This window comes from Streptomyces sp. ME02-8801-2C (assembly GCF_033793965.1).
Classification (GTDB): Bacteria; Actinomycetota; Actinomycetes; order Streptomycetales; family Streptomycetaceae; genus Streptomyces.
This window is the reverse complement of record NZ_JARAXP010000001.1, coordinates 487,127-511,684: the sequence shown is the minus strand read 5'-3', so window position 1 is coordinate 511,684 and position 24,558 is coordinate 487,127. Positions and strand designations below refer to the sequence as shown.

Below are 24,558 nucleotides of genomic sequence, written 5' to 3'. Positions count from 1 at the left end.
GTGGCACGATGGACAACCAGCTGTGATGTACCGGCAGTTGGGGTGAGAGCCCACGGCGAACGGGGAAGGGAAGTCTGGTGAAGGCCCTCAACAAGGGGATCCGCAAGGCCGAAGTCTCACTGAAGTGGGATCCGAGTCCGGCCGGGCAGCCGCCCACCGATCTCGACATCGTTGCCGCGACCTACCCGGCGAGCGATCCGTACGGCGATCCCGCCTATGTGGTGCATTTCGACAGCCGCTCCCCGGACGGCACGATCACACTCAACCGGGACAGCAAGGACGGCAAGGGCTTCGGCTGGGACGAGGTCATGACGCTGGAGTTCGACCGGCTGGGCGCGCAGTACGCGCGCGTGGTGGTCGGTGTGATCATCCAACAGCGTTCCACGCACCGGACGTTCGTGAGCGTCCTCAGTCCCGGCCTGCGCATCCGCGAGGGCTACACCGTCCTGGCCGAGGACGACTTCGGCGGCGTGCTGGGATCCACGGCGGCCACGGTCGCCGAGTTCGTCCGGGACGAGTCCGGGTCGTGGGACTTCCACTCCGGTGTCCAGGGCTTCGAGGACGACCCCGCGACATTCACCGAGGAGATGGGCCGCACGCGTCAGACCTGATCCCTCCCCGAAGGGGAGGGCAGGTAGGGGGTGACGATCGCGAGGGTGGCGGCCAGGGCGTCGAGTACGGCCTCCCGATGGGTGACCGTGCTCGGCGGGCCGTCCTCTCCCGGCGTCAGCAACCCGCGGTCGGCCAGCAGGTAGAGCATCCGCAGCGTGCGCATGGTGTTCGAGGCCCACGGGGGAACCGGCCCCGGCTCCCCCGTCCGGAACGCCGCCGCGACGGCGTCCAGCCATCCCACCGACTCGGCGGCACCGAGCCCGGGCCGGCACAGGATCCTGGCCAGCGCACGAGCGATGCGGTCGTCCTCCTGTGCGTCGAAGACCTGCCCGGTGTCGGCCAGCAGGCGCGCGACGATCAACGCGAGCAACGGTTCGGGGCTCTGCTGCGGGCGCCGCGCGAGAGCCGCCAGGAGATCGGCCCCGTGGGCGGCGGCATGGACCCAGCCGAGCACGGGGTCGTACCCGCGCAGATCGGTCTCGCCGGGGTACCACCCGGCGAACGCCTCCCACCACTCCTGCCGCCAGTCCCCCGCGTCGACGATCCGGGCCAGGACGAGCGGAGCGAACGCGCGCGCCTGAATGTCGGGATCGTCGAACAGTCCGGCCATACGGTCCCCGAGCCACCGCCGCTCCGCCGAGTCGAGGCCGGGTGTCCAGCGGACGGCCGTGACGTACGCCTGCTCGTCCCGCACGACGGGATCCGGGGAGCGGAGATCCATGACCAGCGCCTCGAGAGCCGCGGCCCGGGCGGCCCCCGAGAGCTCGCCCATGTCCCCGTCATGACGCCGCAACTCGTTGTCCATGGACGGAGGTTACGCGACCCACGACACGACGAAGGAGGGGCACCGGCACATGGCCGGCACCCCTCCTCCTTCACTCACCGGTCAGGGACCGTCGGTCGGGTCAGCTGCAACCGCTGGTCGACCCGCATCCCTCGCAGATGTAGCAGGAGCCGGCCCGCTGCATCTTCGTACCGCAGGAGAAGCAGAGCGGGGCGTCCGCCTGGATACCCAGCTGCATCTCCACCAGCTCGGCGCTGGTGTGCACCTGTGCCAGCACGGGCTCCGGCGCCTTTTCGGCGGCGGTCGTCGGGGTGGCGACGGCCTTCAGTTCCTGGGCTCGGGGCGCCGACTGGGCCAGGCCCTCGATGTCGACCTCTTCCTCGGTCGGCTCGTAGGACCCCGTCTCCAGGTGGCGCTGGCGCTCGTCGGCGGAGTGGATGCCGAGGGCGGAACGCGTCTCGAAGGGAAGGAAGTCCAGCGCCAGGCGGCGGAAGATGTAGTCGACGATCGACTGGGCCATACGGACATCGGGGTCGTCCGTCATACCGGCCGGCTCGAAGCGCATGTTGGTGAACTTCGAGACGTACGTCTCCAGCGGAACGCCGTACTGCAGACCCACCGAGATGGCGATCGAGAAGGCGTCCATCATGCCCGCGAGGGTGGAGCCCTGCTTGGACATCTTCAGGAAGACCTCGCCGAGACCGTCGTCCGGGTAGGAGTTGGCGGTCATGTAACCCTCGGCGCCGCCGACCGTGAAGGACGTGGTGATGCCGGGACGGCCCTTGGGGAGGCGCTTGCGGACCGGCCGGTACTCGACGACCTTCTCGACGGCCTCACGGATCGTCGCCTCGGTCTTCGCGGTCACCTCGGCCTTCTCGTCCTCCTTCTTCTTGGCGGAGAGCGGCTGGCCGACCTTGCAGTTGTCGCGGTAGATCGCGAGCGCCTTGACGCCCATCTTCCAGGCCTCGAAGTAGATCTCCTCGACCTCCTCGACGGTCGCCGACTCCGGCATGTTGACCGTCTTGGACAGGGCGCCGGAGATCCACGGCTGGATCGCGGCCATCATGCGCACGTGGCCCATCGCGGAGATGGTCCGCTCGCCCATGGCGCAGTCGAACACCTCGTAGTGCTCGTGCTTGAGGCCCGGGGCGTCGATCACATGGCCGTGCTCGCCGATGTGGGCGACGATCGCCTCGATCTGCTCCTCCTGGTAGCCCAGGCGGCGCAGGGCCTGCGGGACCGTGCCGTTGACGATCTGCATCGAGCCGCCGCCGACGAGCTTCTTGAACTTGACCAGCGCGAGGTCGGGCTCAAGACCCGTGGTGTCGCAGGACATCGCGAGACCGATGGTGCCGGTCGGGGCGATGACGGACGCCTGCGCGTTACGGAAACCGTTCTTCTCGCCGATGCGGACGACGTCCTGCCAGGCCTCCGTGGCGGCGGCCCAGATCGGGGTGTCCAGGTCGTCCATCCGGACGGCCTTGTCGTTCTCGTCGGCGTGCTGCTTCATGACCCGCAGGTGCGGCTGCGCGTTGCGGGCGTAACCGTCGTACGGGCCGACGACCGCGGCGAGTTCGGCAGAGCGGCGGTACGACGTGCCGGTCATCAGGGAGGTGATCGCACCGGCCAGGGCGCGGCCGCCCTCGGAGTCGTACGCGTGACCGGTCGCCATCAGCAGGGCGCCGAGGTTGGCGTAGCCGATGCCAAGCTGGCGGAACGCGCGCGTGTTCTCGCCGATCTTCTCGGTCGGGAAGTCGGCGAAGCAGATGGAGATGTCCATCGCGGTGATGACGAGTTCGACGACCTTCGCGAAGCGGTCGATCTCGAAGGACTGACGGCCCTTGCCGTCGTCCTTGAGGAACTTCATCAGGTTCAGCGAGGCGAGGTTGCAGGACGTGTTGTCCAGGTGCATGTACTCGCTGCACGGGTTCGAGCCGTTGATCCGGCCGGACTCCGGGCACGTGTGCCAGCGGTTGATCGTGTCGTCGTACTGGATGCCCGGGTCGGCGCAGGCCCAGGCCGCCTCGGCCATCTTGCGGAAGAGGGCCTTGGCGTCGACCTCCTCGATGACCTCGCCGGTCATCCGGGAGGTGAGACCGAACTTGCCGCCCGCCTCGACCGCCTTCATGAACGTGTCGTTCACCCGGACCGAGTTGTTGGCGTTCTGGTACTGGACGGACGTGATGTCGTCGCCGCCCAGGTCCATGTCGAAGCCCGCGTCGCGCAGGGCGCGGATCTTCTCCTCTTCCTTCACCTTGGTCTCGATGAAGTCCTCGATGTCGGGGTGGTCGACGTCGAGGATGACCATCTTGGCCGCGCGGCGGGTGGCGCCGCCCGATTTGATCGTTCCTGCCGAGGCGTCGGCGCCGCGCATGAAGGAGACCGGGCCGGAGGCGTTGCCACCGGAGGAGAGCAGTTCCTTGGAGGAGCGGATCCGGGAGAGGTTCAGGCCGGCGCCGGAGCCGCCCTTGAAGATCATGCCCTCTTCCTTGTACCAGTCGAGGATCGACTCCATGGAGTCGTCGACGGACAGGATGAAGCAGGCCGAGACCTGCTGGGGCTGAGGCGTCCCGACGTTGAACCAGACCGGGCTGTTGAAGCTGAAGATCTGGTGCAGGAGGGCGTACGCCAGCTCGTGCTCGAAGATCTCCGCGTCAGCCGGGGAGGAGAAGTACTTGTAGTCCTCACCGGCCTTCGTGTACGTCTTCACGATGCGGTCGATGAGCTGCTTGAGGCTCACCTCGCGCTGCGGGGTGCCCACAGCACCGCGGAAGTACTTGCTGGTGACGATGTTGACCGCGTTCACCGACCAGAAGTCGGGGAACTCGACGCCACGCTGCTCGAAGTTGATCGAGCCGTCGCGCCAGTTGGTCATGACGACGTCACGGCTCGCCCACTCGACCTCGTCGTACGGGTGCACGCCCGGGGTGGTGTGGATCCGCTCGATGCGCAGGCCCTTGGCCACCTTCGTCCCCTTGGCTCGGGAACTCCGTGCCGGACCGCTCGCCGTCTCTGTCATGCCGCCTCCCTGTATCGGGCAAAACGCCCAGAAGTGTCACGTTGTTCCCATGACACGGTGTTGTTTCTTGCGCTGCGGGCACTCTCTTGCCTGCCGCCCGCAGCAGGTCTTCGCCTGCCGTGATCCGGGGCCGGGTCCGAACGCGCCGTCCGGTTCCGGCCCGCCGGTCAGTCGGCGGCGTGGGCGGGCACGGGGACCTGAGCAGTCCCCCCGGACCCGCGGTCGTCTTCCTGGCGCCCCACATCCGGGTCTTCGTCGTCCACGGCGGGGCGGCGCGGCGCTTCCCTGAGCTCCGCGATGGCGGCCTCGAAGTCGTCCAGCGAGTCGAACGCCCGGTAGACGGACGCGAATCGCAGGTAGGCGACAAGGTCGAGTTCCTGCAGCGGACCGAGTATGGCCAGCCCCACGTCGTGGGTGGTCAGCTCGGCACTTCCGGTGGCGCGCACCGCTTCCTCGACACGCTGGCCGAGTTGGGCGAGCGCGTCCTCGGTGACGGGTCGTCCCTGGCACGCCTTGCGCACGCCATTGATGACCTTCGTACGACTGAACGGCTCGGTGACTCCGGACCGCTTGACCACCATGAGCGAGCACGTCTCGACGGTCGTGAACCGGCGAGAGCAGTCGGGACACTGGCGGCGCCTGCGGATCGACGTGCCGTCGTCGGTCGTACGACTGTCGACGACGCGGCTGTCGGGGTGCCTGCAGAAGGGGCAGTGCATGTTCTCCAACCCTCCCTCACAGCAGACTCAATGGCCTCGCAAGGACCCTTGAGCCCCTCGAAGCAGCCCCCAGCATAGGTGATGCCCGAGGGACCGAAGACCCGGGGGACCACAACTTCTGGGCTACGGCCGTAATCCAACCACTACATGTGGGGATTGGCCCGTACATCCACCGCACACACGCGTGTCGCAACGCTATTGGCATGTGCCGCACGGCCATACCGCTGCGGAACTTGCGGAGATACGGTGAGAACCGCGCGCAGCGAGGGCCGCTCCCCGGCTGACGGGGTTCCGGGTGGCAGACTTGACCACCGGCCCACGAGGTCGCCACCCCGGCGGTGAAGGGTACAACAATCAGCCCTTTTGTCCGCCCGGCAGTTCGTCAGCCATACACCCAGAAATCTGATCGCGGCAGGCCATCGCCAATTTTTCACTCGAACGTGTGTTTGGCGCAACCTTTCGAAAGCAACTACCGTTGCACTGCACGGGAGACCATCGAGAGGGGCCGACGTGACCACCACCGCAGACAGTGCCACCATCACCGCCCAGGACCGCTCCCAGGGCCGACTCGAGCCGGTGCATGCGATGAACGAAGCCACGAATCCCGAGGGACACAAGCGGTCCCTCCCTGGACGACCTCCAGGAATCCGAGCGGACAGCTCGGGACTCACAGACCGGCAACGGCGCGTGATCGAGGTCATCAGGGACTCCGTGCAACGACGCGGTTACCCGCCGTCGATGCGCGAGATCGGGCAGGCAGTCGGCCTCTCCAGTACTTCATCGGTCGCACACCAGCTCATGGCCCTGGAGCGCAAGGGATTCCTGCGCCGTGACCCGCACCGCCCGCGCGCCTATGAAGTACGCGGTTCCGACCAAGGGGCTTCCGTGCAGCCCACGGACACCGCGGGCAAGCCCGCCGCGTCGTACGTCCCCCTTGTGGGCCGTATCGCCGCCGGCGGTCCCATCCTCGCCGAGGAATCGGTCGAGGACGTGTTCCCGCTCCCCCGCCAACTGGTGGGTGACGGAGAGCTCTTCGTCCTGAAGGTCGTCGGTGACTCGATGATCGAGGCGGCGATCTGTGACGGCGACTGGGTGACGGTGCGCCGCCAGCCGGTCGCCGAGAACGGCGACATCGTGGCCGCGATGCTGGACGGCGAGGCCACGGTCAAGCGATTCAAGCGCGAGGACGGCCATGTCTGGCTTCTCCCGCACAACTCCGCGTACCAGCCGATCCCCGGCGACGAGGCGACGATCCTCGGCAAGGTGGTGGCGGTTCTCCGCCGCGTGTGAGAGCTGCGGGAGGTGGGCCTTCGGGCCCACCCCTGGCCGGGCCCCGGAACCCCTGCGCCGGTTCCGGGGCCCTGTGTTGTCCCGTGTTCAGGCGCGCGAATGTGCCGGGCACCGACCGAGGTCGGTGCCCGGCACATCGGTGTCTAGGCCTCCGCCGCCTGTTCGGCCTCCTCGGCCGCCGGCGCGTTCTCCGTCTGCTGCGCCGCGGCATCGATCGCGGTCAGCGAGCGCCGGACCACGTTGGGGTCCGTGGTGTACCAGAAGTCCGGCAGCGAGGCCTTCAGATAGCTGCCGTACCGGGCCGTGGCCAACCGCTGGTCGAGTACGGCGACCACACCGCGGTCCCCCGTCGCCCGTACGAGGCGGCCGGCGCCCTGCGCCATGAGCAGCGCCGCGTGCGTGGCGGCGACGGCCATGAAGCCGTTGCCCCCGGCGTCCTCGACGGCCTTCTGACGAGCGCTCATCAGCGGGTCGTCCGGGCGCGGGAAAGGGATCTTGTCCATGACGACCAACTGACAGCTGGCGCCCGGGACATCGACTCCCTGCCAGAGCGACAGCGTGCCGAACAGACAGGTCCTGGGATCGGCCGCGAAGTTCTTGATCAGCTCGCCCAGCGTCTCCTCACCCTGCAGGAGGATGGGGAACTCGGGGATGCGGGAACGGAGTTCCTCCGCGGCGAGCTGAGCGGCCCGCATCGAGGAGAACAGGCCGAGCGTGCGCCCACCCGCCGCCTGGATCAGCTCCGTGAGCTCGTCGAGCATGTCCCCGCGGTCGCCGTCGCGCGCGGGACGAGCCAGGTGCTTGGCGACGTACAGGATGCCCTGCTTCGGGTAGTCGAAGGGCGAGCCGACGTCGACGCCCTTCCACTGCGGAAGGTCGTCGCCCGCAGTGCCCTCGGGGGCGAGCCCCAGGGAGGCCCCGACGCCGTTGAAGTCTCCGCCCAGCTTGAGTGTCGCCGAGGTCAGGACCACTGAGCGGTCCGTGAAGAGCTTCTCCCTCAGGAGGCCCGACACCGACATGGGGGCCACCCGCAGGGACGCACCGAAGCGGTCGTGCCGCTCGTACCAGACGACGTCCCACTCCGAGCCGTTCGCGATCCGCTCCGCGACGTCGTGCACGGACTCCACCGAGGCCAGCGCCTGTTTGCGGACCGCGTCCTCGTCCTGGACCGACTTGTCGCGGGTCGCGCCGATCGCGGAGATCACCGTGCGGGCCGCGTCCCTCAGCGCCATCAGCGCGTACCCGAGGTCTTCCGGAACCTCCTCCAGGCGGCCCGGCAGGGCCAGTTCCATCACCCGCTCGAAGCCCTCGGCCGCCGTCTGGAGCTGGTCGGCGGCCTTCTCGTTGACGAGCTTCGCCGCCCGGCGCACGGCACGGTTGACCTGGCCGGGGGTGAGCTCCCCGGTGGCCACTCCGGTGACCCGCGAGACCAGTTCGTGCGCCTCGTCGACGATCAGCACCTCGTGCTGCGGCAGGACGGGCGCGCCCTCGATGGCGTCGATCGCGAGCAGCGCGTGGTTCGTGACGATCACCTCGGCGAGCTTGGCGCGCTCGCGGGCCATCTCGGCGAAGCATTCGGCTCCGTACGCGCACTTCGAGGCGCCGAGGCACTCGCGAGAGGAGACGGAGACCTGAGCCCAGGCCTTGTCGGAGACGCCGGGGGTGAGGCCGTCACGGTCTCCGGTCTCGGTCTCGTCCGACCAGTCGCGCAGGCGCAGCAAGTCCTGGCCCAGCTTGCTGGTGGGGGCGGCCGCCTCGAACTGGTCGAAGAGACCCTCGTCCTCGTCCTGCGGCACGCCTTCGTGGAGGCGGTGCAGGCACAGGTAGTTCGATCTCCCCTTGAGCATCGCGAACTCGGGGCGGCGGCGCAGCACCGGATGCAGGGCGTCGACCGTCCGTGGCAGGTCGCGCTCCACGAGCTGCCGCTGCAGCGCGAGGGTCGCGGTCGCGACCACGACCCGCTCGCCGTGCGCGAGCGCGGGTACGAGGTAGCCGAGCGACTTTCCGGTGCCGGTGCCTGCCTGGATCAGCAGATGGGAACCGTCGTCGATCGCCTCCGCGACGGCTTCGGCCATGGTCACCTGGCCGGGGCGCTCCGTACCGCCGACAGCGGTGACGGCAGCGTGCAGGAGTTCGTGGAGTGAGGGCTTCGTCATAGCGCGACCACCCTACGGGGCGGCACTGACAATCGGGTGATCAAGGCGGGAGCGCACAGTGGGATCAGAAGGGGCACAGGGGGTCTACAGCGCATCGCGCAGACCCCGGTCCCGGATCATGAGAGCGGCCCGCTTGACGGGCAGATCCACCTCGGCGGCGAACCGGAAACCGGCGCTCAGAAAGGCCGACACGGAGGGAGTGTTGCGCAGATCCGGTTCCGCGACGACCCGCGCGCAGGAAGGACGGTTGTCGAGAACGAGGTCGGCGACCGCTCTGAGCAGGATGCTGCCGAGGCCGCGTCCACGATCGGCGACACCGCCGAGCAGGAGGTGCACTCCGGTGTCGTGGGGCCGGGCGGGGTAGTGCCGGGCCAGTGGGTCGAGGTCGGCGCGGTAGACCTCCCAGTAGCTCATCGGGGTCCCGTCCAGCAGGCCGAGACAGGGGACGCTGCGTCCGTCGCCGTCCAGCTGGGACCGCAGGTGAGCCTCGGTCACGCACTCGGTGCCGGCCAGCTCCCAGAAGGTGGCCACGGTGGGGTCGTTTATCCAGCGGCCGATCAGCGGCAGATCGCGCTCGACCTGGACGGGGACCAGGTGGAACGACCCCGCTGGCGTGCGGCTCGGTCCCCAGTTCCCGATGCGGTCAAGGAGATCGTCGGCACTCTCGCCGCTCTCGGTGTATCTCGCGACGAACTCGGCGGGCAGACGCAGCTCCAGCGTGTCCTCGCTGTTCTCGGCGGTCGGGGCGGTGGTGAAGTCGGTACGGGCGTCGGTGCTCGCGTCGACGGAAGGCACGGGACGCTCCTCTCGGGAGATGGGGTGTGTCGGTTTCCTCGGGGGTGAAGGTGCGGGGGAGTCGCTGTCGTCGCGGGTGTCAGGAGTGGAGGGGGTTGGCGATGGTGACGTAGACGGACTGGGTGTCGACCGGGCCGACGAGCTCGTCCAGGCCGTGCAGCCGGGTGAGCAGATTGGCCTTGCAGCGCACGACGGGTGAGTCGAGCAGGGAGCCGGGCAGGGACGTACGCGGTCGGGCGGGGCCCGAGGCGATGTCCTTGAGGAAGCGCCGGAACGCGGCGAGCAGCAGCTGTTCGTCGGCGAGGCGCTGCGAGCCGAACGCGCCGATCAGGCCGAGGACGTTGTTGATGCCCAGGTAGTAGGCGAAACGCTCGTCGGTGACCTCGTCGGAGACGAACGTGTCGCTCTGTTCGCCGATGCCGGGCAGCCGGGCGTCGAGTTCGGCGCGCCGGGACTCGCGGAAGTAGTACCCCTGGTTGTCGCGGTAGCGGCCTCCCCGGGGCCAGCCGTCGCCGTCCAGCAGGAGCAGGGTGTTCTGCTGGTGCGCCTCCAGGGCGATGCCGGCCTCGCTGTCCAGCCAGAGCACGGGCCGGACGACCTGCTCCAGGTACCGCAGGAACCACTCTGCGGCGACGGCGCCGCGCGGGCGGCCGGTTCGTACGGCGAGCCCTGTGACGACCTCGGCGAGCCGGGACCGCAGGACCGGTCCCTCCGGTCGCGGGTCGGTCGTGCTGCCCAGGTGGGGGCGAGGGCGGGGCGAGACGAGTCCGGCGACGCAGGTCACGTCGTCCGCCGGGTGGAAGGGGTTGTGCCGGATCATCACGTCGAGGCCCTGGACGGGGCGGCCGTCCGGGTCGTCGACGGCGAGCCAGGCCGGGTCACGGACGATGTCGAAGGCCGGGTGGATGGACTGCCACTGCTTGGCCAGTCCGCCGCGCAGCAGCCGGTGCACCTCCACGCCCCGGTGGAGTTCCTTGCGGAGGTTCTCGCGCCGGGAGTTGGTGATGCGCAGGCCCAGCGAGAGCTTCAGCATCGCGGGGGCACCCGAGCGGTGGACGGTCCGTACGGAGGAGGTGGGGTGCCAGGGGGAGCCGTGGGTGCACAGGTCTCGGAGCAGCCCGGCTTCGAACAGGGAGGCGATCTGTGGGCGGTGCCGGGTCTCGCGGATCTGCCAGGGGTGCAGGGGCAGGGCCGCGTAGCCGTCGGGCAGGGGCAGTGCGGTGCCGATGAGCTGAGCGGTGAGCTGTTCGGCGCGGATGGGACGGCCGCGTTCGGTCCAGGCGGAGTCCGTGGCGAGTACGGAGGGGGCCACCGCCAGCCAGTGGAGAGGGAAGGCGCCGCGCAACTCCGGGGAGTAGAGCCGGGCTTCGGCCTCGGCGAGCCCTTCGCGGCTCTTCGGGGTCGGATGCAGGGGGTGGCCGAGCAGGAGCGCCTGCTCGGCGGTGAGGAAGAGGTCGGGACCGTCGGCCGGCTGTGCGCGACGGTCGCTGATGAAGACGGCGGTCCGGCGAACGGAGTCGGCCACACGTGCGACCAGGTCGACCGCGTCGGAGGGCAGCACGGAGGGAACGGCAGCCGATGAGTCCGGCTCGCCGAGCGCTGCCGGGATGGCGTCCACGTCGGTCGAGGCCCCCTCGGTCACCGGGTCGCCGTCCGACGTGGTCGGCTTCGGGCCGGCGTACGCCTCCCTCGCGAGCAGGGTCGCGACGGTGACCGCGTCGGCGGCCGGGGCTCCCATGGGGGCGTCGGCCAGATGGGGGAGGCCGAAGCGGTGCCAGCCGGTCGGGGACCAGTAGTGGACGGGGGCCAGCAGGGCGGTGCCGCTGGCCGGGAGGGGGATGCGGAGGACGGCGTCGCCGGGAGCGGGGAGGTCGTTCTCCCGTACCCAGCAGCGCAACAGGTTCTCGGTGGCAGCGGCCTGGGCCGCGGTGTGGGGGTCGATGTGTTCGAGGAGATCGGCCGTGGCACCGCGCGCCCACTCGGCTCCACCGACCGCCCCCTTCTGCCGGGGCACGGTCTCCTTCCCGGGCTCCTTCCCTGGCCCGCGACCTCGCGCGGGGGTGGGGTGGGAACGGCCTTCGGGTACGGGGGTGCTGTTCAAGACGGTTCCTCGTGGAGTTGTTCGAGTGCACGTGCGGGAGTGGACCGAGGGGTTCGGGGGGTACGGGCGGGCGGTGGGCCTGGACTACCCCGCTCGCTCGGAGCGAGTGGCGTGAGGGCTGCCGGGATCGGTGTGGCCGCGTGCCACCGCTGCCACGGCGTCGGCCAGCCGGTCGACGACGGCGGCGGCCTGTTCGTCGCTGATGGTCAGCGGAGGAAGCAGCCGGACCACGCTCGCCCGGCGTCCGCCGAGTTCGACGATCAGTCCCCGGCGCAGGCACTCCCGCTGTACGGCGACGGCCAGTTCGGGCGCGGCAGGGTGCGGCCCACCGCCGACCGGGCCGGGAAGGACCTCGGGATCGGTGCCTCGATCACCGCCGGCGAAGTCCGCGGTGGAGCCGGTGCCCCGCTCCTCCCCGGGTTCGACCAGTTCGACCCCGATCATCAGTCCCCGTCCGCGCACATCGCCGATGATGGGGAACTCCGCCGCCAGTTGCCGGAGCTGGGAGAGCATGCAGGCCCCCAGGGTGGCCGCGCGGTCGGCGAGGCCGTGCTCGCGGACGTACCTCAGTGTGGCCGTGCCCGCGGCCATGGCGAGCTGGTTGCCGCGGAAGGTGCCCGCGTGGGCGCCCGGTTCCCAGACGTCGAGATCTTCGCGGTAGACCACGACTGCCAGCGGCAGGCTGCCTCCGATCGCCTTGGACAGCACCATCACATCGGGGGTGACCCCGCTGTGCTCCACCGCCCAGAAGGTGCCGGTACGGCCCACTCCCGTCTGGATCTCGTCGGCGATCAGCGGGATCGAGCGGGATTCGGTGATCCGTCGCATGCGCCGCAGCCAGGCGTCCGGTGCGGGAATCACCCCGCCCTCGCCCTGGACGGGTTCGAGGATCATCCCGGCGGGCAGAGGTACGCCCGACTTGGTGTCGTCGAGGACGGACTCGGTCCAGCGGGCGGCGAGTTCGGCGCCCCGGTCGCCGCCCATCCCGAAGGGGCAGCGGTAGTCCTGGGGGAACGGCAGCCGGGCGACCCGGACATCGGTCGCGTGGCCGGAGGCGCCGAGCGAACCGGCGGTCATCCCGTGATAGGCGCCCGCGAAGGCGAGCATCCCGGTCCGACCGGTCGCGGCGCGCACGAGCTTGAACGCGGCCTCCACCGCGTCCGTACCGGCCGGTCCGCAGAACTGCACGCGCGCGTGGTCGGCGAGTCCGGGCGGCAGAGTACGGAACAGTTCGGTGATGAAGGCGTCCTTGACCGGGGTCGCCAGGTCGAGGACGTGCAGCGGCGCCCCGGAGTCGAGCACCTTGCGGATCGCCTCGAGCACGACGGGGTGGTTGTGACCGAGGGCCAGTGTCCCCGCGCCCGAGAGGCAGTCGAGGTAGCGGCGCCCGTCGGCGCCCTCGATCGTCATCCCGCGTGCTCGTACGGGGACGATCGGCAGGGCGCGTGCGTAGGTGCGTGCCGATGACTCACGCGCCGACTGGCGCCGCAGAATCCCCTCGTGCGCTCCGCGCGCGTCGGCGCACATGTCGACCTCGGCGTCCGCTCCCGCTTCCGTCTCCCCCGTCTCCATGGACTCCCGCAACCCCAATGCCCCGACTCCCCACTGCTCCGCCGCCCGCCGAACACCAACTCGCCGATACACCCCTCCCGTTACCAACACCTGGTGCGCCATGGGAGTCACGGGTCGGCTCAAGATCCTTGCGGCGACGGGGCGATGGCGTGAGCGCTGCTGAAAAAGCACGGGAACGGGCGGCAGCAGCGCACCAGAGGAGGCACTTCCGAAACAGTGATGACAAGCCGTCACATGGGCGGCCCGCACGACGATCAGCAGATCAGGAGCCCGTAGCGAAACCGTTGCGGTTCCACCGGTCGGCCCCCACAGCGACCGCATTAGTGTGTGGTGCCGTGCGGGGACAGCACACGGTTCGGCCACGCCAGGGGGAGTCAGCTCATGCGACCCATACGTTCACCCTTCACCACCCGCCGAGGGAGGAACACGCGTCGCGGCACCTCCCCCGTGCCGGCCGCCGTCGGCCTCGCCGTGGCGCTCGCACTCACCGCCACCGCCTGCGGTACGGGCTCCGGAAGCGCCGACGCGAGCGGGCAACCCTCCGCGTCCGCGGCCGACGACGGGGCCGGGAAGATCACGATCCCGGACGGGCTCAAGGACAAGCTCAAAGAGCACGGGATCGACATCGACAAGTGGAAGAACGGCGCCTGGAAGAACTGGGACAAGGACGACTGGCTGCGCAAGGCCGAGGACTACGTCAACCCGATCATCGAGGGCCTGTGGGACACGGACCGGATGCGGGACGCCGACGACCCCGAGAAGAGCATCGACGCGGGCGACCTCTCGGGCGACCAGGGCGTCACCGACCCGACACCGCGTGCCGTGACGGCCAGGGCGGTGCCGCCCGCCTACCACTCCAACTCGCCCGAGGCGGGCAAGGTGTTCTTCGACGCCCCGGAGGGCACGATGGTCTGCTCGGCGACCGTGGTGGCCGACCCCGCTCACCCCGGTAAGTCGAACCTCGTCTGGACGGCGGGCCACTGTGTGCACGCCGGCAAGAAGGGCGGCTGGTACCGCAACCTGGCCTTCGTGCCGTCTTACAACAACGCCGGCGTCTCGAGCGCCGAGGTGGAGAACGCGCCTCGCACGGAGATCGCTCCCTTCGGCGTCTGGTGGGCCGACTGGGCCCAGACCTCGGACCAGTGGATCAAGCAGGGCGGTTCGACGGGCGGCGACGGGGCTCCGTACGATTTCGCGGTCATCCATGTGACGCCGGAGAAGGGCGGCAGCGGCAGGTCGCTCGAGGAGACCGTCGGTTCGGCTCTGCCGGTGGACTTCGACGCGCCTGCTGTGTCGCGGGTGGGGAGCATCACGGCGACCGGGTACCCGGCGGCGGCTCCGTTCGACGGCGAGACGATGTACCGGTGCCAGGACAAGCCGGGCCGGCTGTCGATCGTCAGGTCCGACCCGACGATGTACCGGATCGGATGCACCATGACCGGCGGTTCCTCCGGCGGCGGCTGGGTCACCACGGGCTCGGACGGCAACCCGGCCCTCGTCTCCAACACCTCGATCGGCCCAGTGAGTTCAGGCTGGCTGGCAGGCCCCCACCTGGGCAAGGTGGCCAAGGGCGTCTACGACGAGGTAAGCGCAAAGTTCGCCACCCAGTGATGAAAGAGGCCCCCATGCCGAAGGCATGGGGGCCTCTTTCAGGGGCGCGGGGAACTGCGCGACAAGCCACAAGGCACCCGCAGACAAAAACGCACCCCGGCGGAGCCTAAAGCGTCGCTGCCGCCGGAACATACGGCGCAAGTTCCGCCGCCAGTTCCTCATGCACCCGCACCTTGAGCAGCGTGCCCTCCGCCGTGTGCTCCTCGGAGATCACCTCGCCCTCGGTGTGGGCACGGGCGACCAGCTTGCCGTGGGTGTACGGCACGAGCGCCTCGACCTCGACCGAGGGCCGGGGCAGCTCGTTGTCGATCAGCGCGAGCAGCTCGTCGATGCCCTGACCGGTGCGGGCGGACACCGCGATGGAACGCGTCTCCATCCGCATCAGTCGCTGAAGCGTCAGCGGGTCCGCCGCGTCCGCCTTGTTGATCACGACGATCTCGGGTACGCCGGTGGCGCCGACGTCCCTGATGACCTCGCGCACGGCGGCCAGCTGCTCCTCCGGCGCCGGGTGCGAACCGTCGACCACGTGCAGGATCAGGTCGGAGTCGCCGACCTCCTCCATCGTGGAGCGGAACGCCTCGACGAGGTGGTGCGGCAGGTGCCGTACAAAGCCGACGGTGTCCGCCAGCGTGTAGAGGCGCCCACCGGGCGTCTCGGTCCGGCGCACGGTCGGGTCGAGGGTCGCGAACAGGGCGTTCTCGACCAGGACGCCCGCGCCCGTGAGGCGGTTGAGCAGCGAGGACTTGCCGGCGTTGGTGTAGCCGGCGATGGCGACCGAGGGCACCTTGTTGCGTCGGCGCACCTGCCGCTGGATGTCGCGGCCGGTCTTCATCTCCGCGATCTCCCGGCGCATCTTCGCCATCTTCTCGCGGATCCGGCGCCGGTCCGTCTCGATCTTGGTCTCACCGGGACCACGGGTGGCGAGGCCGCCGCCCTTGCCGCCGCCCATCTGACGGGACAGCGACTGACCCCAGCCTCGCAGCCTCGGCAGCATGTACTGCATCTGCGCGAGCGCGACCTGCGCCTTGCCCTCTCGGGACTTGGCGTGCTGGGCGAAGATGTCGAGGATCAGGGCCGTACGGTCGATGACCTTGACCTTGACGACGTCTTCGAGGTGGATCAGCTGGCCGGGGCTCAGCTCACCGTCACAGATGACGGTGTCCGCGCCCGTTTCGATGACGATGTCCCGCAGCTCGTTGGCCTTGCCGGAGCCGATGTAGGTGGCCGCGTCGGGCTTGTCGCGGCGCTGGACGACGCCGTCGAGCACGAGCGCGCCTGCGGTCTCCGCGAGAGCGGCGAGTTCGGCGAGCGAGTTGTCCGCGTCCCGGATGGTCCCCGTGGTCCACACGCCGACGAGTACGACCCGCTCCAGGCGGAGCTGGCGGTACTCGACCTCGGTGACGTCCTCGAGCTCGGTGGAGAGGCCCGCCACGCGGCGCAGGGCCGCGCGCTCGGAGCGGTCGAACTGGTCGCCGTCCCGGTCTCCGTCGATCTCGTGGCTCCAGGCGACGTCCTCTTCCATCAGGGCATCGGCCCGAAGACCTTCGGGGTAGGTGTGCGCGAAGCGCTCAGTGTCCTGGGAAGGGGAAGAAGAGGAGGTCATTGGGTCCTTACGTCGATGGGGTTTCGTGTGCGGTGACGGAGCGAGCCCGTCACTGATCACAACGTACGAGCACCCCGGGAGATTCCCGGAGGCCGTCGCATGCGGCCGGGGGCGGCGCCGCCGACCTGAAGATGGTCGCACGGCACGCCCCGTCTCGTCACGGTGTTATTTCGCGGCGCTATGTCGTGGGCGCGAGGGACTTCCAGTCGGGGCGTCCGGGCATCGGCGGGGTCTTCTCCGCGTACAGCCATGCCTGGAAGAAGGCGCCCAGGTCCCGCCCCGCGATCTCTGAGGCGAGGCGCGTGAAGTCTGCGGTGCCCGCGACACCGTCCTTGTGGAGGCCGACCCAGGCCTCCTCCAACCGCTGGAACGCCGGGCGGCCGATCTCCTGGCGCAGGGCGTAGAGGGCGAGGGCGGCCCCGTCGTAGACGTTCGGGCGGAAGATGCCGATCTTCTGTCCGGGCTTGGGCGGCTTGGGGGCGGCCGGTGGTCCGCCGGCGGTGCGCCAGCGGTCGGAGGACGCGTATGCCGCCTTCATCCGGTCCGCCAGCTTCCGGCCGGCCTTCTCCTCCGCGTAGAGGGCCTCGTACCAGGTGGCGTGTCCTTCGTTGAGCCACAGGTCGGACCAGGTGCGGGGGCTGACGCTGTCGCCGAACCACTGGTGGGCCAGTTCGTGCACCATGATCGAGTCGACGTACCACTCGGGGTACGCGGGCTCGGTGAACAGCCCTCTCTCGAAGAGAGAGAGGGTCTGTGTCTCCAGTTCGAAACCGGTCGACGCCTCGGCCATGAGCAGCCCGTACGTCTCGAACGGGTAGCGGCCGACCTGGTTCTCCATCCACTCGATCTGCGCGGGCGTCTTCTTCAGCCACGGCTCGAGCAGCGCGCGGTCCTTGGTGGGCACGACATCGCGCAGGGGCAGGCCGTGCGGTCCGGTGCGGTGCACCACGGTGGAGCGGCCGATGGACACCTGGGCCAGCTCGGTGGCCATGGGGTGCTGGGTGCGGTACGTCCAGGTGGTGGCCTCGCCGATCCGGTCGACGCCGGTGGGCAGACCGCTGGCCACCGCCGTGTAGGCGTTCGGGGCGGTGACCCTGATGGTGAACATCGCCTTGTCGGAGGGGTGGTCGTTGCACGGGAACACCAGGTGCGCGACATCGGCCTGGTTGGCCATCGCGAGCCCGTCGTCGGTGCGCACCCAGCCGCCGTCCCGGCCTGGCGCGGACACGGGGTCGCTGGTGTGCCGCACGGTGATCCGCGTCCAGCTCCCGGCGGGCAACGGTGTCCGGGGCGTCACCACCAGGTCCTCGCCCGCACTGGTGAACGATGCGGGCTCACCGTCGACCTCGACCGACCCGACCGTCCCGTGGGAGAAGTCGAGGTTGATCTGTTCGAGTCCGGTGGTGGTCCAGGCGTCGATGGTCGTGACGGCGGAGAGCGGCTTGCTGTTGCTTCCGGGGTAGGTGAAGGCGAGATCGTACGACGCCACGTCGTACCCGGGGTTGCCCAGGTGCGGGAAGAGGCGGTCGCCGACGCCCAGGGGGGCCGCGGGGGCGCTCGCGGCGACGAGGCAGACGGAGACGGCGGAGGCGAGCAGCGCCGACGTGAACCGGGTGCGGGGGTTGAGCAGCATGCACCACCGCTACCAGCGCCCGCCCGCCCCATGACGGCGACTCGCACCAGGCCCACCCGAAAGGGTAGGTCAGGGAACCGCCACGTGATGCTGCGCGCGGCTCACGTCGTACACGCCGGGCACGTTGCGCATGGCCCGCATGAGTGCCGGAAGGTGCGCCGCGTCCGGGAGTTGGAGCGTGTAGGTGTGGCGTACGCGCTGCTGGCTTGGGGGTTCGACGGTCGCCGAGACGATCGCGACGCCCTCCAGGGCGATGGCCTCGGTGAGGTCCGCCAGCAGATGGGGCCGGCCGAACGATTCGGCGACCAGGGTGACGCGGGCCTCGGTGGTGTCCCCCCAGTGCACGCCGACCTCCGCGCGCCCGGTGCTCTTCATGCGCGCCACCCCGGCGCACTCCACCCGGTGCACGGTCACCACTCCCCCGCGCACGGCGAAGCCGGTGACCTCGTCGGGCGGTACGGGCGTACAGCAACCGGCGAGTCGTACGGTCGCGCCGGGCTGGTCGACGACGGCGGTCGCGGCGGGCGGGGACTCGTCGGAGCCGTCCTGCGCGGCTCGGGCGTCGAGGGCCGCCCGCGCGGCCTCGGCCTCGGAGGCGTCCGCGGAGGACTCGGACGCGTGCGCCGGGTCGTCCTGGGTCGGGTGGGCGGCCAGCCAGCGCTGGATGGCGATCCTGGCAACGGGCGTGTGCGCGTGCTCCAGCCACTCCCTGGAGGGCTCGGAGGCCGGGTCCTGGCCCATGAGGAGTTGGACCGTGTCGCCGTCACGCAGAACCGTGCTCAGCGTCGCCAGCCGGCCGTTGACCCGGGCGCCGATACAGGCGTGCGCGTCCTCGCCGTACTGCGCGTACGCCGCGTCCACACAACTCGCGCCCTCGGGGAGCCCCAACGAGCCCCCGTCGGCCCGGAAGACGGTGATCTCGCGGTCCTGGGCCAGGTCCTCGCGCAGCGTCGACCAGAAGGTGTCGGGGTCGGGCGCGGCCTCCTGCCAGTCGAGGAGCCGGGACAGCCAGCCGGGCCGGGTGGGGTCGACGCGCTCGCCGTCGAGGTCGGCCCGCGCCCTGTCGCCGTCCGTCTGCTCCTCCGAAGGAGGAGCGTAGGGATTGCCGAGCGCGATGACGCCGGCCTCAGCGGCCTTGTGCATCTGGTGGGTCCGGATGAGGACTTCGGCGACCTGGCCGTCCGCGCGGGCGACGGCGGTGTGCAGCGACTGGTAGAGGTTGAACTTGGGAACGGCGATGAAGTCCTTGAACTCCGAGACGACGGGCGTCATACAGGTGTGCAGCTCGCCCAGTACGCCATAGCAGTCCGCGTCCTCGTTGACGAGTACCAGGACCCGCCCGAAGTCGGAGCCGCGCAGCCGGCCGCGTTTGCGTGACGCGCGATGGAGGGACACGAAGTGCCTTGGCCGGATGAGGACTTCGGCCTGGATCCCCGAGTCGCGGAGCACCACGCGTACCTCGTCGGCGATCTCGGCGAGCGGGTCGTCCGCGCGGGAGGCGTTGTCGAGGATCAGCTGCCGGGTGTGCTGGTACTCCTCGGGGTGCAGGATCGCGAAGACGAGGTCTTCCAGTTCGGTCTTGAGTGCCTGGACGCCGAGCCGTTCGGCGAGCGGGATGAGCACGTCCCGGGTCACCTTGGCGATGCGCTCCTGTTTCTCGGGCCGCATCACGCCCAGGGTGCGCATGTTGTGCAGCCGGTCGGCGAGTTTGATCGACATCACGCGGACGTCGTTCCCGGTGGCGACGAGCATCTTGCGGAAGGTCTCGGGCTCGGCGGCGGCGCCGTAGTCGACCTTCTCCAGCTTGGTCACGCCGTCGACGATGTAGCAGACCTCGGCACCGAACTCCTGGCCGACCTGATCCAGCGTCACATCGGTGTCCTCGACGGTGTCGTGGAGCAGAGATGCCGTCAGGGTCGTTGTCTCCGCGCCGAGTTCGGCGAGGATCAGCGTCACGGCGAGCGGGTGCGTGATGTACGGCTCGCCGCTCTTGCGCATCTGGCCGCGGTGCGAGGACTCGGCCAGGACGTAGGCCCGGCGCAGCGGTTCGAGGTCCGCGTCGGGGTGGTGGGCCCGGTGCGCCTCGACGACATGGCCGATGGCGTCGGGCAGCCGGTCGCGGGTAGCGGAGCCGAGGAACGCCGCTCTGCCCAGTCGGCGCAGGTCGATCCGGGGGCGGGTCCGCCGGCGGGGCGACGGGGGCCCGTCCTGTTCCAGCGAGGCCGCGAGCTTGTGCGAGGGCGTCACAGCACCTGGGCTCGCGGGATTCGTGGCCTCCGCACTCATGGGCACCTCCGGCTACCTGGACCGGCGGACGGGATACCCCATGGCGGACGACGGCTCAGGGGATGGTGTCGTTCCCCCGTCCGGGCCGGTGCTTGATGCTACCGAGCCCATCACGCGCGACTGACCACCTCTCGTCGAGCGTGAAACGGATCACCCATTCGAGCGATGGTTCGAGGGTCTGTGCATTCGAGCCACCCGTCCGGCTATCACCCCTGATCTCAAGCCGGACCGAGCCCGGTGGCCAGGGTTTCCATACCCCACCGGGCTAGCGACCTGCGTTGTCAAGCCGCCGATCACTTCAGCTCCGCACGGTTTCCAGCCACTCCGCGTCGATCTCGCCCTCGGCGACGATCACCGCGGGCCCCGTCATCTCGATCTCCCCGTCGGCCCTCTCGGTGATCACCAGGCGCCCACCGGGCACATCGACGGTGTACGTCACCGGAGTTCCGGTCACGGCCGGATCGGCGCCGTCACGCCGCGCGGCGGCCACGGCGACGGCACACGCGCCCGTGCCGCACGACCGCGTCTCACCGGCGCCGCGCTCGTGCACGCGCAGCGCGACATGCCGTGGGCCCCGGTCGACGACGAACTCGACGTTGACCCCGTCCGGATAGACGTCGGCCGGGCTGAACGGCGGCGGGGTGAACAGGTTTCCCGCGTGCGCGAGATCGTCCACGAAGGCGACCGCGTGCGGGTTGCCCATGTTCACGTTCCGCGCGGGCCAGCTGCGCTCGTCCACGCGCACGGTGACCTCGCCTTCGGGGAGGAGTGCCCTGCCCATGCCGACGGTGACGTCACCGTCCTTGGCGATGTGTACGCGCTTCACGCCCCCGCGGGTGGCGACCGCGATGTCCCCCTCGGTCACCTGTCCGGCCCGCTGGAGGTAGCGCGCGAAGACCCGCACCCCGTTGCCGCACATCTCCGCGATCGAGCCGTCGCCGTTGCGGTAGTCCATGAACCACTCCGCCTCGGCCGCCATGCCCTTGGCCTCGGGGTGCGCGGCGGACCGCACGACGTGCAGCAGTCCGTCGCCCCCGATTCCCGCACGCCGGTCGCACAGGGCGGCGACGGCGGCCGGGGGGAGGTCGATGACGTTCTCGGGGTCGGGGACGATCACGAAGTCGTTCTCGGTCCCGTGGCCCTTGAGGAAGGCGATCCGCGTGCTCATTCCTCGATCGTACGGCGTCCGCTCTAGCGCAGACGGGCCACTCTGAGGACGGCGAGCGCGATGACGACGACCACCGTCACGACGTACGCCAGTACGACCCGCCAGTCCCGGCGGCGCTCCTCACCGAGTCCCGGTGCCGTGTAGCCGACCCGGCGGGCAGCCATCATGCCCCACCCGGCGGCGCAGGAGCAGATGAGCAGCCCCAGCATGGCGATGACGGCTCCGCTGTCGCCGAAGTCGAAGGCGAGCGGGAAGGCGAACATCAGGGAGCCGACCGCGGCCAGGACAACGATCGGGGCGAGCTGCCAGATGCGCAGCCTGCGCTGCGGTCGCAGTTCGACCTCGACCTCGGGCCCGAGGAACATCTCGTCCGGTTCGGGACCGTCGTCGGTCACACCGCCCTGTGTCTCGTCCGGCCCGTCCGGGCTCAGACGGTCCTCGCCCTGTTCCGTTTCGCCACCGTCACCGGTGACGTTTCCCGCGCCTTGTGCGGTGTCGCGAGGGCCGGCCTCCATCGCCACGCGCCCTCCCAACTCGGACTCCACTTGGTCGATCGAAGCTCGATGATGGCACGGCGCCGGAGGCCTGGATGACGGCCTGAGCGTCCCGATGCCATGACGTGATCAGGCTGTGACCGGTCGTTCGACCAACGCCAGTGCGAGGTGAGGAAGTTCCGTGAGATCCGCCGCAGCCCCACTCAACCAGTGCACCCGAGGATCGCGCCTGAACCACGAATCCTGACGGCGCGCGAAGCGCTTGGTGGCACGTACGGTCTCGGCGCGCGCGTCGTCCTCGCCGCACTCCCCGGCGAGCGCCGCGAGCACCTGCTGGTAGCCCAGCGCGCGCGATGCCGTGAGCCCCTCGCGCAGGCCGTGCGCCTCCAGCGCGCGCACCTCGTCGACGAGCCCCGCCGCCCACATCCGGTCGACCCGGCGGGCGATGCGCTCGTCCAGCTCGGGGCGGGACACGTCGACGCCGATCTGCACGGTGTCGTACACGGAGTCATGGCCCGGCAGGTTGGCGGTGAAGGGCTTGCCGGTGATCTCGATGACCTCCAGCGCCCGTACGATACGGCGGCCGTTGCTGGGCAGGATCGCCAGCGCGGCCTCGGGGTCGGCGGCGGCCAGACGGGCGTGCAGGGCGCCGGAGCCGCGCAGGGCGAGCTCCTCCTCTAGGCGGGCCCGCACCTCCGGGTCGGTGCCGGGGAACTCGAGGTTGTCGACGGCTCCACGGACGTACAGACCGGAGCCGCCGACCAGGATCGGCCAGCGTCCCTCGGCGAGCAGCGCGTCGATCCGCTCGCGCGCGAGGCGCTGGTATTCGGCGACGCTCGCCGCGACGGTCACGTCCCAGATGTCCAGGAGGTGGTGCGGGATGCCGCCGCGCTCCTCGGGCGTCAACTTGGCGGTGCCGATGTCCATCCCCCGGTAAAGCTGCATCGAGTCGGCGTTGACGACCTCTCCGCCGAGACGCTGGGCCAGAAAGACGCCCAGATCGGACTTTCCGGCTGCGGTGGGGCCGACGACGGCGATGACTCGGGGGGTGGGGGCTGCGCTGCTCACCGCCCCAGTCTCGCAAACCCCGGACCCCTCCTCGAACGAGTTACGTGACGGCACGGGCCCGGGGTCGTTCCCAGTTGCGAGGTTCGCGCCGCCGGATTCGGGAGGCGGTGACGGGGGCGACGCAAACGGACGCACCGGGCGACGCGGGATTTCGCCCGCACGAGTAACGTATGGAGTGGATATGGGCGTTTTTGCACGGCTTCTCGGACGGTCGAAGACTACGGAAGAGGCGTCGACCGCCGACGAGCAGTCCGTCGAGGTGACGGACGAGCCCGCGGCGGAGGAGACGGAAGCGGCGAAGGGGTCGCCCGAGGCCGACAGCGGTGCCGAGACGGAGATCACGGCGGAGAAGTCGGAAGCCGTGGCCGTGGTCGCCACCGAGGGCGTCGAGATCCCCAAGCAGCAGTCCGCCGAGGAGGCCGCCGACAGCGAGGCCGGCGAGGGCGCCCGCAAGTAACTGCCCGCGAGGGAAGGTGAACCATGGGTCTGCTGGACAACTTGAAGGCAAAGCTCACCCCGGCCAAGGAGAAGGTCTCCGACCTCGCGCAGCAGCACGGGGACAAGATCGAACGGGGTATCGACAAGGCCGCGAAAACGGTCGACGAGAAGACCAAGGGCAAGTACAGCGACAAGATCCACACGGGCACCGACAAGGCGAAGGGCGCCGTGGAACGAATGGCCCACAAGGACGGTGGCTCGCGGGACGACATGTTCACACCGCCACCGGACGCGCCTCCACCTGCTTCCTGACGGGCACGCAGGAACGAACAACAGCACGACACATCGACGGACGGCTGCAGAGCACTCGCTCCCGGCCGTCCGCCGTGTCACGGCGACGGCAACGGCAACGCCGCGGCTACGACCAGGCCGCGACCACGTATCCCACACCGTAGGGCGCGTCCTCGTACAGCAGCGTGCCCGCCAGGCCGGCGCCCTCGGCCGCGCCCGCGAGGACCTGCCAGGGCGCCCGCCCCGAGACCTTCAGCTCGTACGCCAGTTCCGCGTCCAGCGCCTTGAGTGCCGCCACGTCCGCCGTCCCCAGCGCGCGTCCGGCCGCCTCGTCGAACCCCGCCGCCCGCTCGTCCAGGTACCCGGGTGCCTTGAGCGTGCGACAGGCGCTGGCGTCGCCCATCACCAGCAGGGCCACCCTCTCCGCCCGCCCGGCGGTCTCCCGCCCGACCGCGACGCACCGATCGGCCGCCAGGGGTTCCCCCACGCCGAGGCCCTCGACGGGCGGGTGCGACCAGCCGGTCCGCTCCAGCAGCCAGGCGGCGACGGCCAGTGACGTCGGCAGTTCTCGCTCCGCCTTCTCGTCCCTCCCGGCGCCCAGGCGTACGTCGAGGTCCACCCCGAAGCCCCGGAACGAGCCCCGGGTGCCCTCTGGGTGCGGCCCGCGCCCGCTCTGTTCGGCGGGCCCGACGACCAGCAGCAGGTCGGGGCGGGCGGCCGCGAGCACGCCCAGCGCGTCCGTACAGGCCGCGCGCGCCGCGTCCAGTTCCGGTGCGGCGCCCGCGGCCACCTCGGGCACGAGGAGCGGCGGACAGGGGCAGACTGCGGCGGCGACAAGCATGATCGGCAGCGTAGCCCCGCAGGACGACCCGGTGTCAGTCCTCGCCCAGCGCATCGGCCGGGTCGAGGAGCGTGCAC

19 protein-coding genes are annotated in these 24,558 nt (G+C 70.1%); 5 read left to right on the top strand and 14 right to left on the bottom strand.

The features are described from left to right. Positions 1-77 precede the first annotated feature (77 nt). Complete coding sequence (locus tag PV396_RS02285; protein ID WP_319199865.1) at positions 78-611, top strand: TerD family protein; 534 nt, start codon at positions 78-80, stop codon at positions 609-611. On the opposite strand, the gene PV396_RS02280 is transcribed toward PV396_RS02285, so the two are convergent. From PV396_RS02280 to nrdR, 3 genes are all read right to left on the bottom strand, one after another. Beyond that, positions 602-1,417, bottom strand: coding sequence for a DUF2785 domain-containing protein (locus tag PV396_RS02280; protein ID WP_319199864.1), 816 nt, complete (start codon positions 1,415-1,417; stop codon positions 602-604). The genes PV396_RS02285 and PV396_RS02280 overlap by 10 nt on opposite strands. A 100-nt stretch (positions 1,418-1,517) precedes the next feature. Then, positions 1,518-4,415, bottom strand: coding sequence for a vitamin B12-dependent ribonucleotide reductase (locus tag PV396_RS02275; RefSeq protein WP_319199863.1), 2,898 nt, complete (start codon positions 4,413-4,415; stop codon positions 1,518-1,520). Between the two features lie 167 nt (positions 4,416-4,582). Continuing rightward, a complete protein-coding gene (nrdR, locus tag PV396_RS02270; RefSeq protein ID WP_319199862.1) occupies positions 4,583-5,134 on the bottom strand; it encodes a transcriptional regulator NrdR in 552 nt (183 codons plus the stop codon). Between the two features lie 510 nt (positions 5,135-5,644). Here nrdR and lexA point away from each other — a divergent pair. Then, positions 5,645-6,424, top strand: coding sequence for a transcriptional repressor LexA (gene lexA / locus PV396_RS02265; protein ID WP_319199861.1), 780 nt, complete (start codon positions 5,645-5,647; stop codon positions 6,422-6,424). 143 nt (positions 6,425-6,567) lie between these two features. On the opposite strand, the gene PV396_RS02260 is transcribed toward lexA, so the two are convergent. The 4 genes from PV396_RS02260 to PV396_RS02245 all read right to left on the bottom strand — a co-directional run bounded on the left by PV396_RS02260 (position 6,568) and on the right by PV396_RS02245 (position 13,048). Beyond that, a complete protein-coding gene (locus tag PV396_RS02260; RefSeq protein ID WP_319199860.1) occupies positions 6,568-8,580 on the bottom strand; it encodes an ATP-dependent DNA helicase in 2,013 nt (670 codons plus the stop codon). Positions 8,581-8,664: 84 nt separating this feature from the next. Continuing rightward, on the bottom strand, positions 8,665-9,375 hold the full coding sequence (locus PV396_RS02255) for a GNAT family N-acetyltransferase (RefSeq protein WP_319199859.1): 711 nt from the start codon (positions 9,373-9,375) through the stop codon (positions 8,665-8,667). A gap of 79 nt (positions 9,376-9,454) precedes the next feature. Next, on the bottom strand, positions 9,455-11,389 hold the full coding sequence (locus tag PV396_RS02250) for an IucA/IucC family protein (RefSeq protein ID WP_319199858.1): 1,935 nt from the start codon (positions 11,387-11,389) through the stop codon (positions 9,455-9,457). 171 nt (positions 11,390-11,560) lie between these two features. After that, positions 11,561-13,048: a diaminobutyrate--2-oxoglutarate transaminase family protein gene (locus PV396_RS02245; RefSeq protein ID WP_416071317.1), complete on the bottom strand. Its 1,488-nt coding sequence runs from the start codon at positions 13,046-13,048 to the stop codon at positions 11,561-11,563. 381 nt (positions 13,049-13,429) lie between these two features. Here PV396_RS02245 and PV396_RS02240 point away from each other — a divergent pair, with 381 nt between their 5' ends. Beyond that, positions 13,430-14,659, top strand: a complete 1,230-nt coding sequence (locus tag PV396_RS02240; protein WP_319199857.1) for a hypothetical protein — start codon at positions 13,430-13,432, stop codon at positions 14,657-14,659. A 106-nt stretch (positions 14,660-14,765) separates the two neighbouring features. Here PV396_RS02240 and hflX read toward each other — a convergent pair whose 3' ends face one another. The 6 genes from hflX to miaA all read right to left on the bottom strand — a co-directional run bounded on the left by hflX (position 14,766) and on the right by miaA (position 22,911). After that, positions 14,766-16,262, bottom strand: a complete 1,497-nt coding sequence (gene hflX, locus PV396_RS02235) for a GTPase HflX (RefSeq protein WP_319199856.1) — start codon at positions 16,260-16,262, stop codon at positions 14,766-14,768. 178 nt (positions 16,263-16,440) lie between these two features. Next, entirely contained in the window at positions 16,441-17,895 is a 1,455-nt protein-coding gene (locus tag PV396_RS02230) for a M1 family metallopeptidase (protein ID WP_319199855.1), read from the bottom strand. Between the two features lie 69 nt (positions 17,896-17,964). Beyond that, complete coding sequence (locus tag PV396_RS02225; protein ID WP_319199854.1) at positions 17,965-20,181, bottom strand: RelA/SpoT family protein; 2,217 nt, start codon at positions 20,179-20,181, stop codon at positions 17,965-17,967. Positions 20,182-20,479: 298 nt separating this feature from the next. Beyond that, positions 20,480-21,349 (bottom strand): diaminopimelate epimerase, encoded by an 870-nt coding sequence (gene dapF, locus PV396_RS02220; protein ID WP_319199853.1) that lies wholly within the window; start codon positions 21,347-21,349, stop codon positions 20,480-20,482. 23 nt (positions 21,350-21,372) lie between these two features. Continuing rightward, positions 21,373-21,864 carry a hypothetical protein gene (locus PV396_RS02215; RefSeq protein ID WP_319200623.1) on the bottom strand — a complete coding sequence of 164 codons (492 nt, stop codon included), beginning with the start codon at positions 21,862-21,864 and terminating at the stop codon, positions 21,373-21,375. Positions 21,865-21,972: 108 nt separating this feature from the next. Then, positions 21,973-22,911, bottom strand: coding sequence for a tRNA (adenosine(37)-N6)-dimethylallyltransferase MiaA (miaA, locus tag PV396_RS02210; protein WP_319199852.1), 939 nt, complete (start codon positions 22,909-22,911; stop codon positions 21,973-21,975). A gap of 181 nt (positions 22,912-23,092) precedes the next feature. Here miaA and PV396_RS02205 point away from each other — a divergent pair, with 181 nt between their 5' ends. Beyond that, the gene (locus tag PV396_RS02205) at positions 23,093-23,368 is read left to right on the top strand and encodes a hypothetical protein (RefSeq protein ID WP_319199851.1); all 276 of its coding nucleotides are present in this window, start codon (positions 23,093-23,095) and stop codon (positions 23,366-23,368) included. Between the two features lie 23 nt (positions 23,369-23,391). After that, positions 23,392-23,661 carry an antitoxin gene (locus tag PV396_RS02200; protein WP_319199850.1) on the top strand — a complete coding sequence of 90 codons (270 nt, stop codon included), beginning with the start codon at positions 23,392-23,394 and terminating at the stop codon, positions 23,659-23,661. Positions 23,662-23,767: 106 nt separating this feature from the next. Here PV396_RS02200 and PV396_RS02195 read toward each other — a convergent pair whose 3' ends face one another. After that, positions 23,768-24,481: a class III extradiol dioxygenase subunit B-like domain-containing protein gene (locus PV396_RS02195; protein ID WP_319199849.1), complete on the bottom strand. Its 714-nt coding sequence runs from the start codon at positions 24,479-24,481 to the stop codon at positions 23,768-23,770. Positions 24,482-24,558 lie beyond the last annotated feature (77 nt).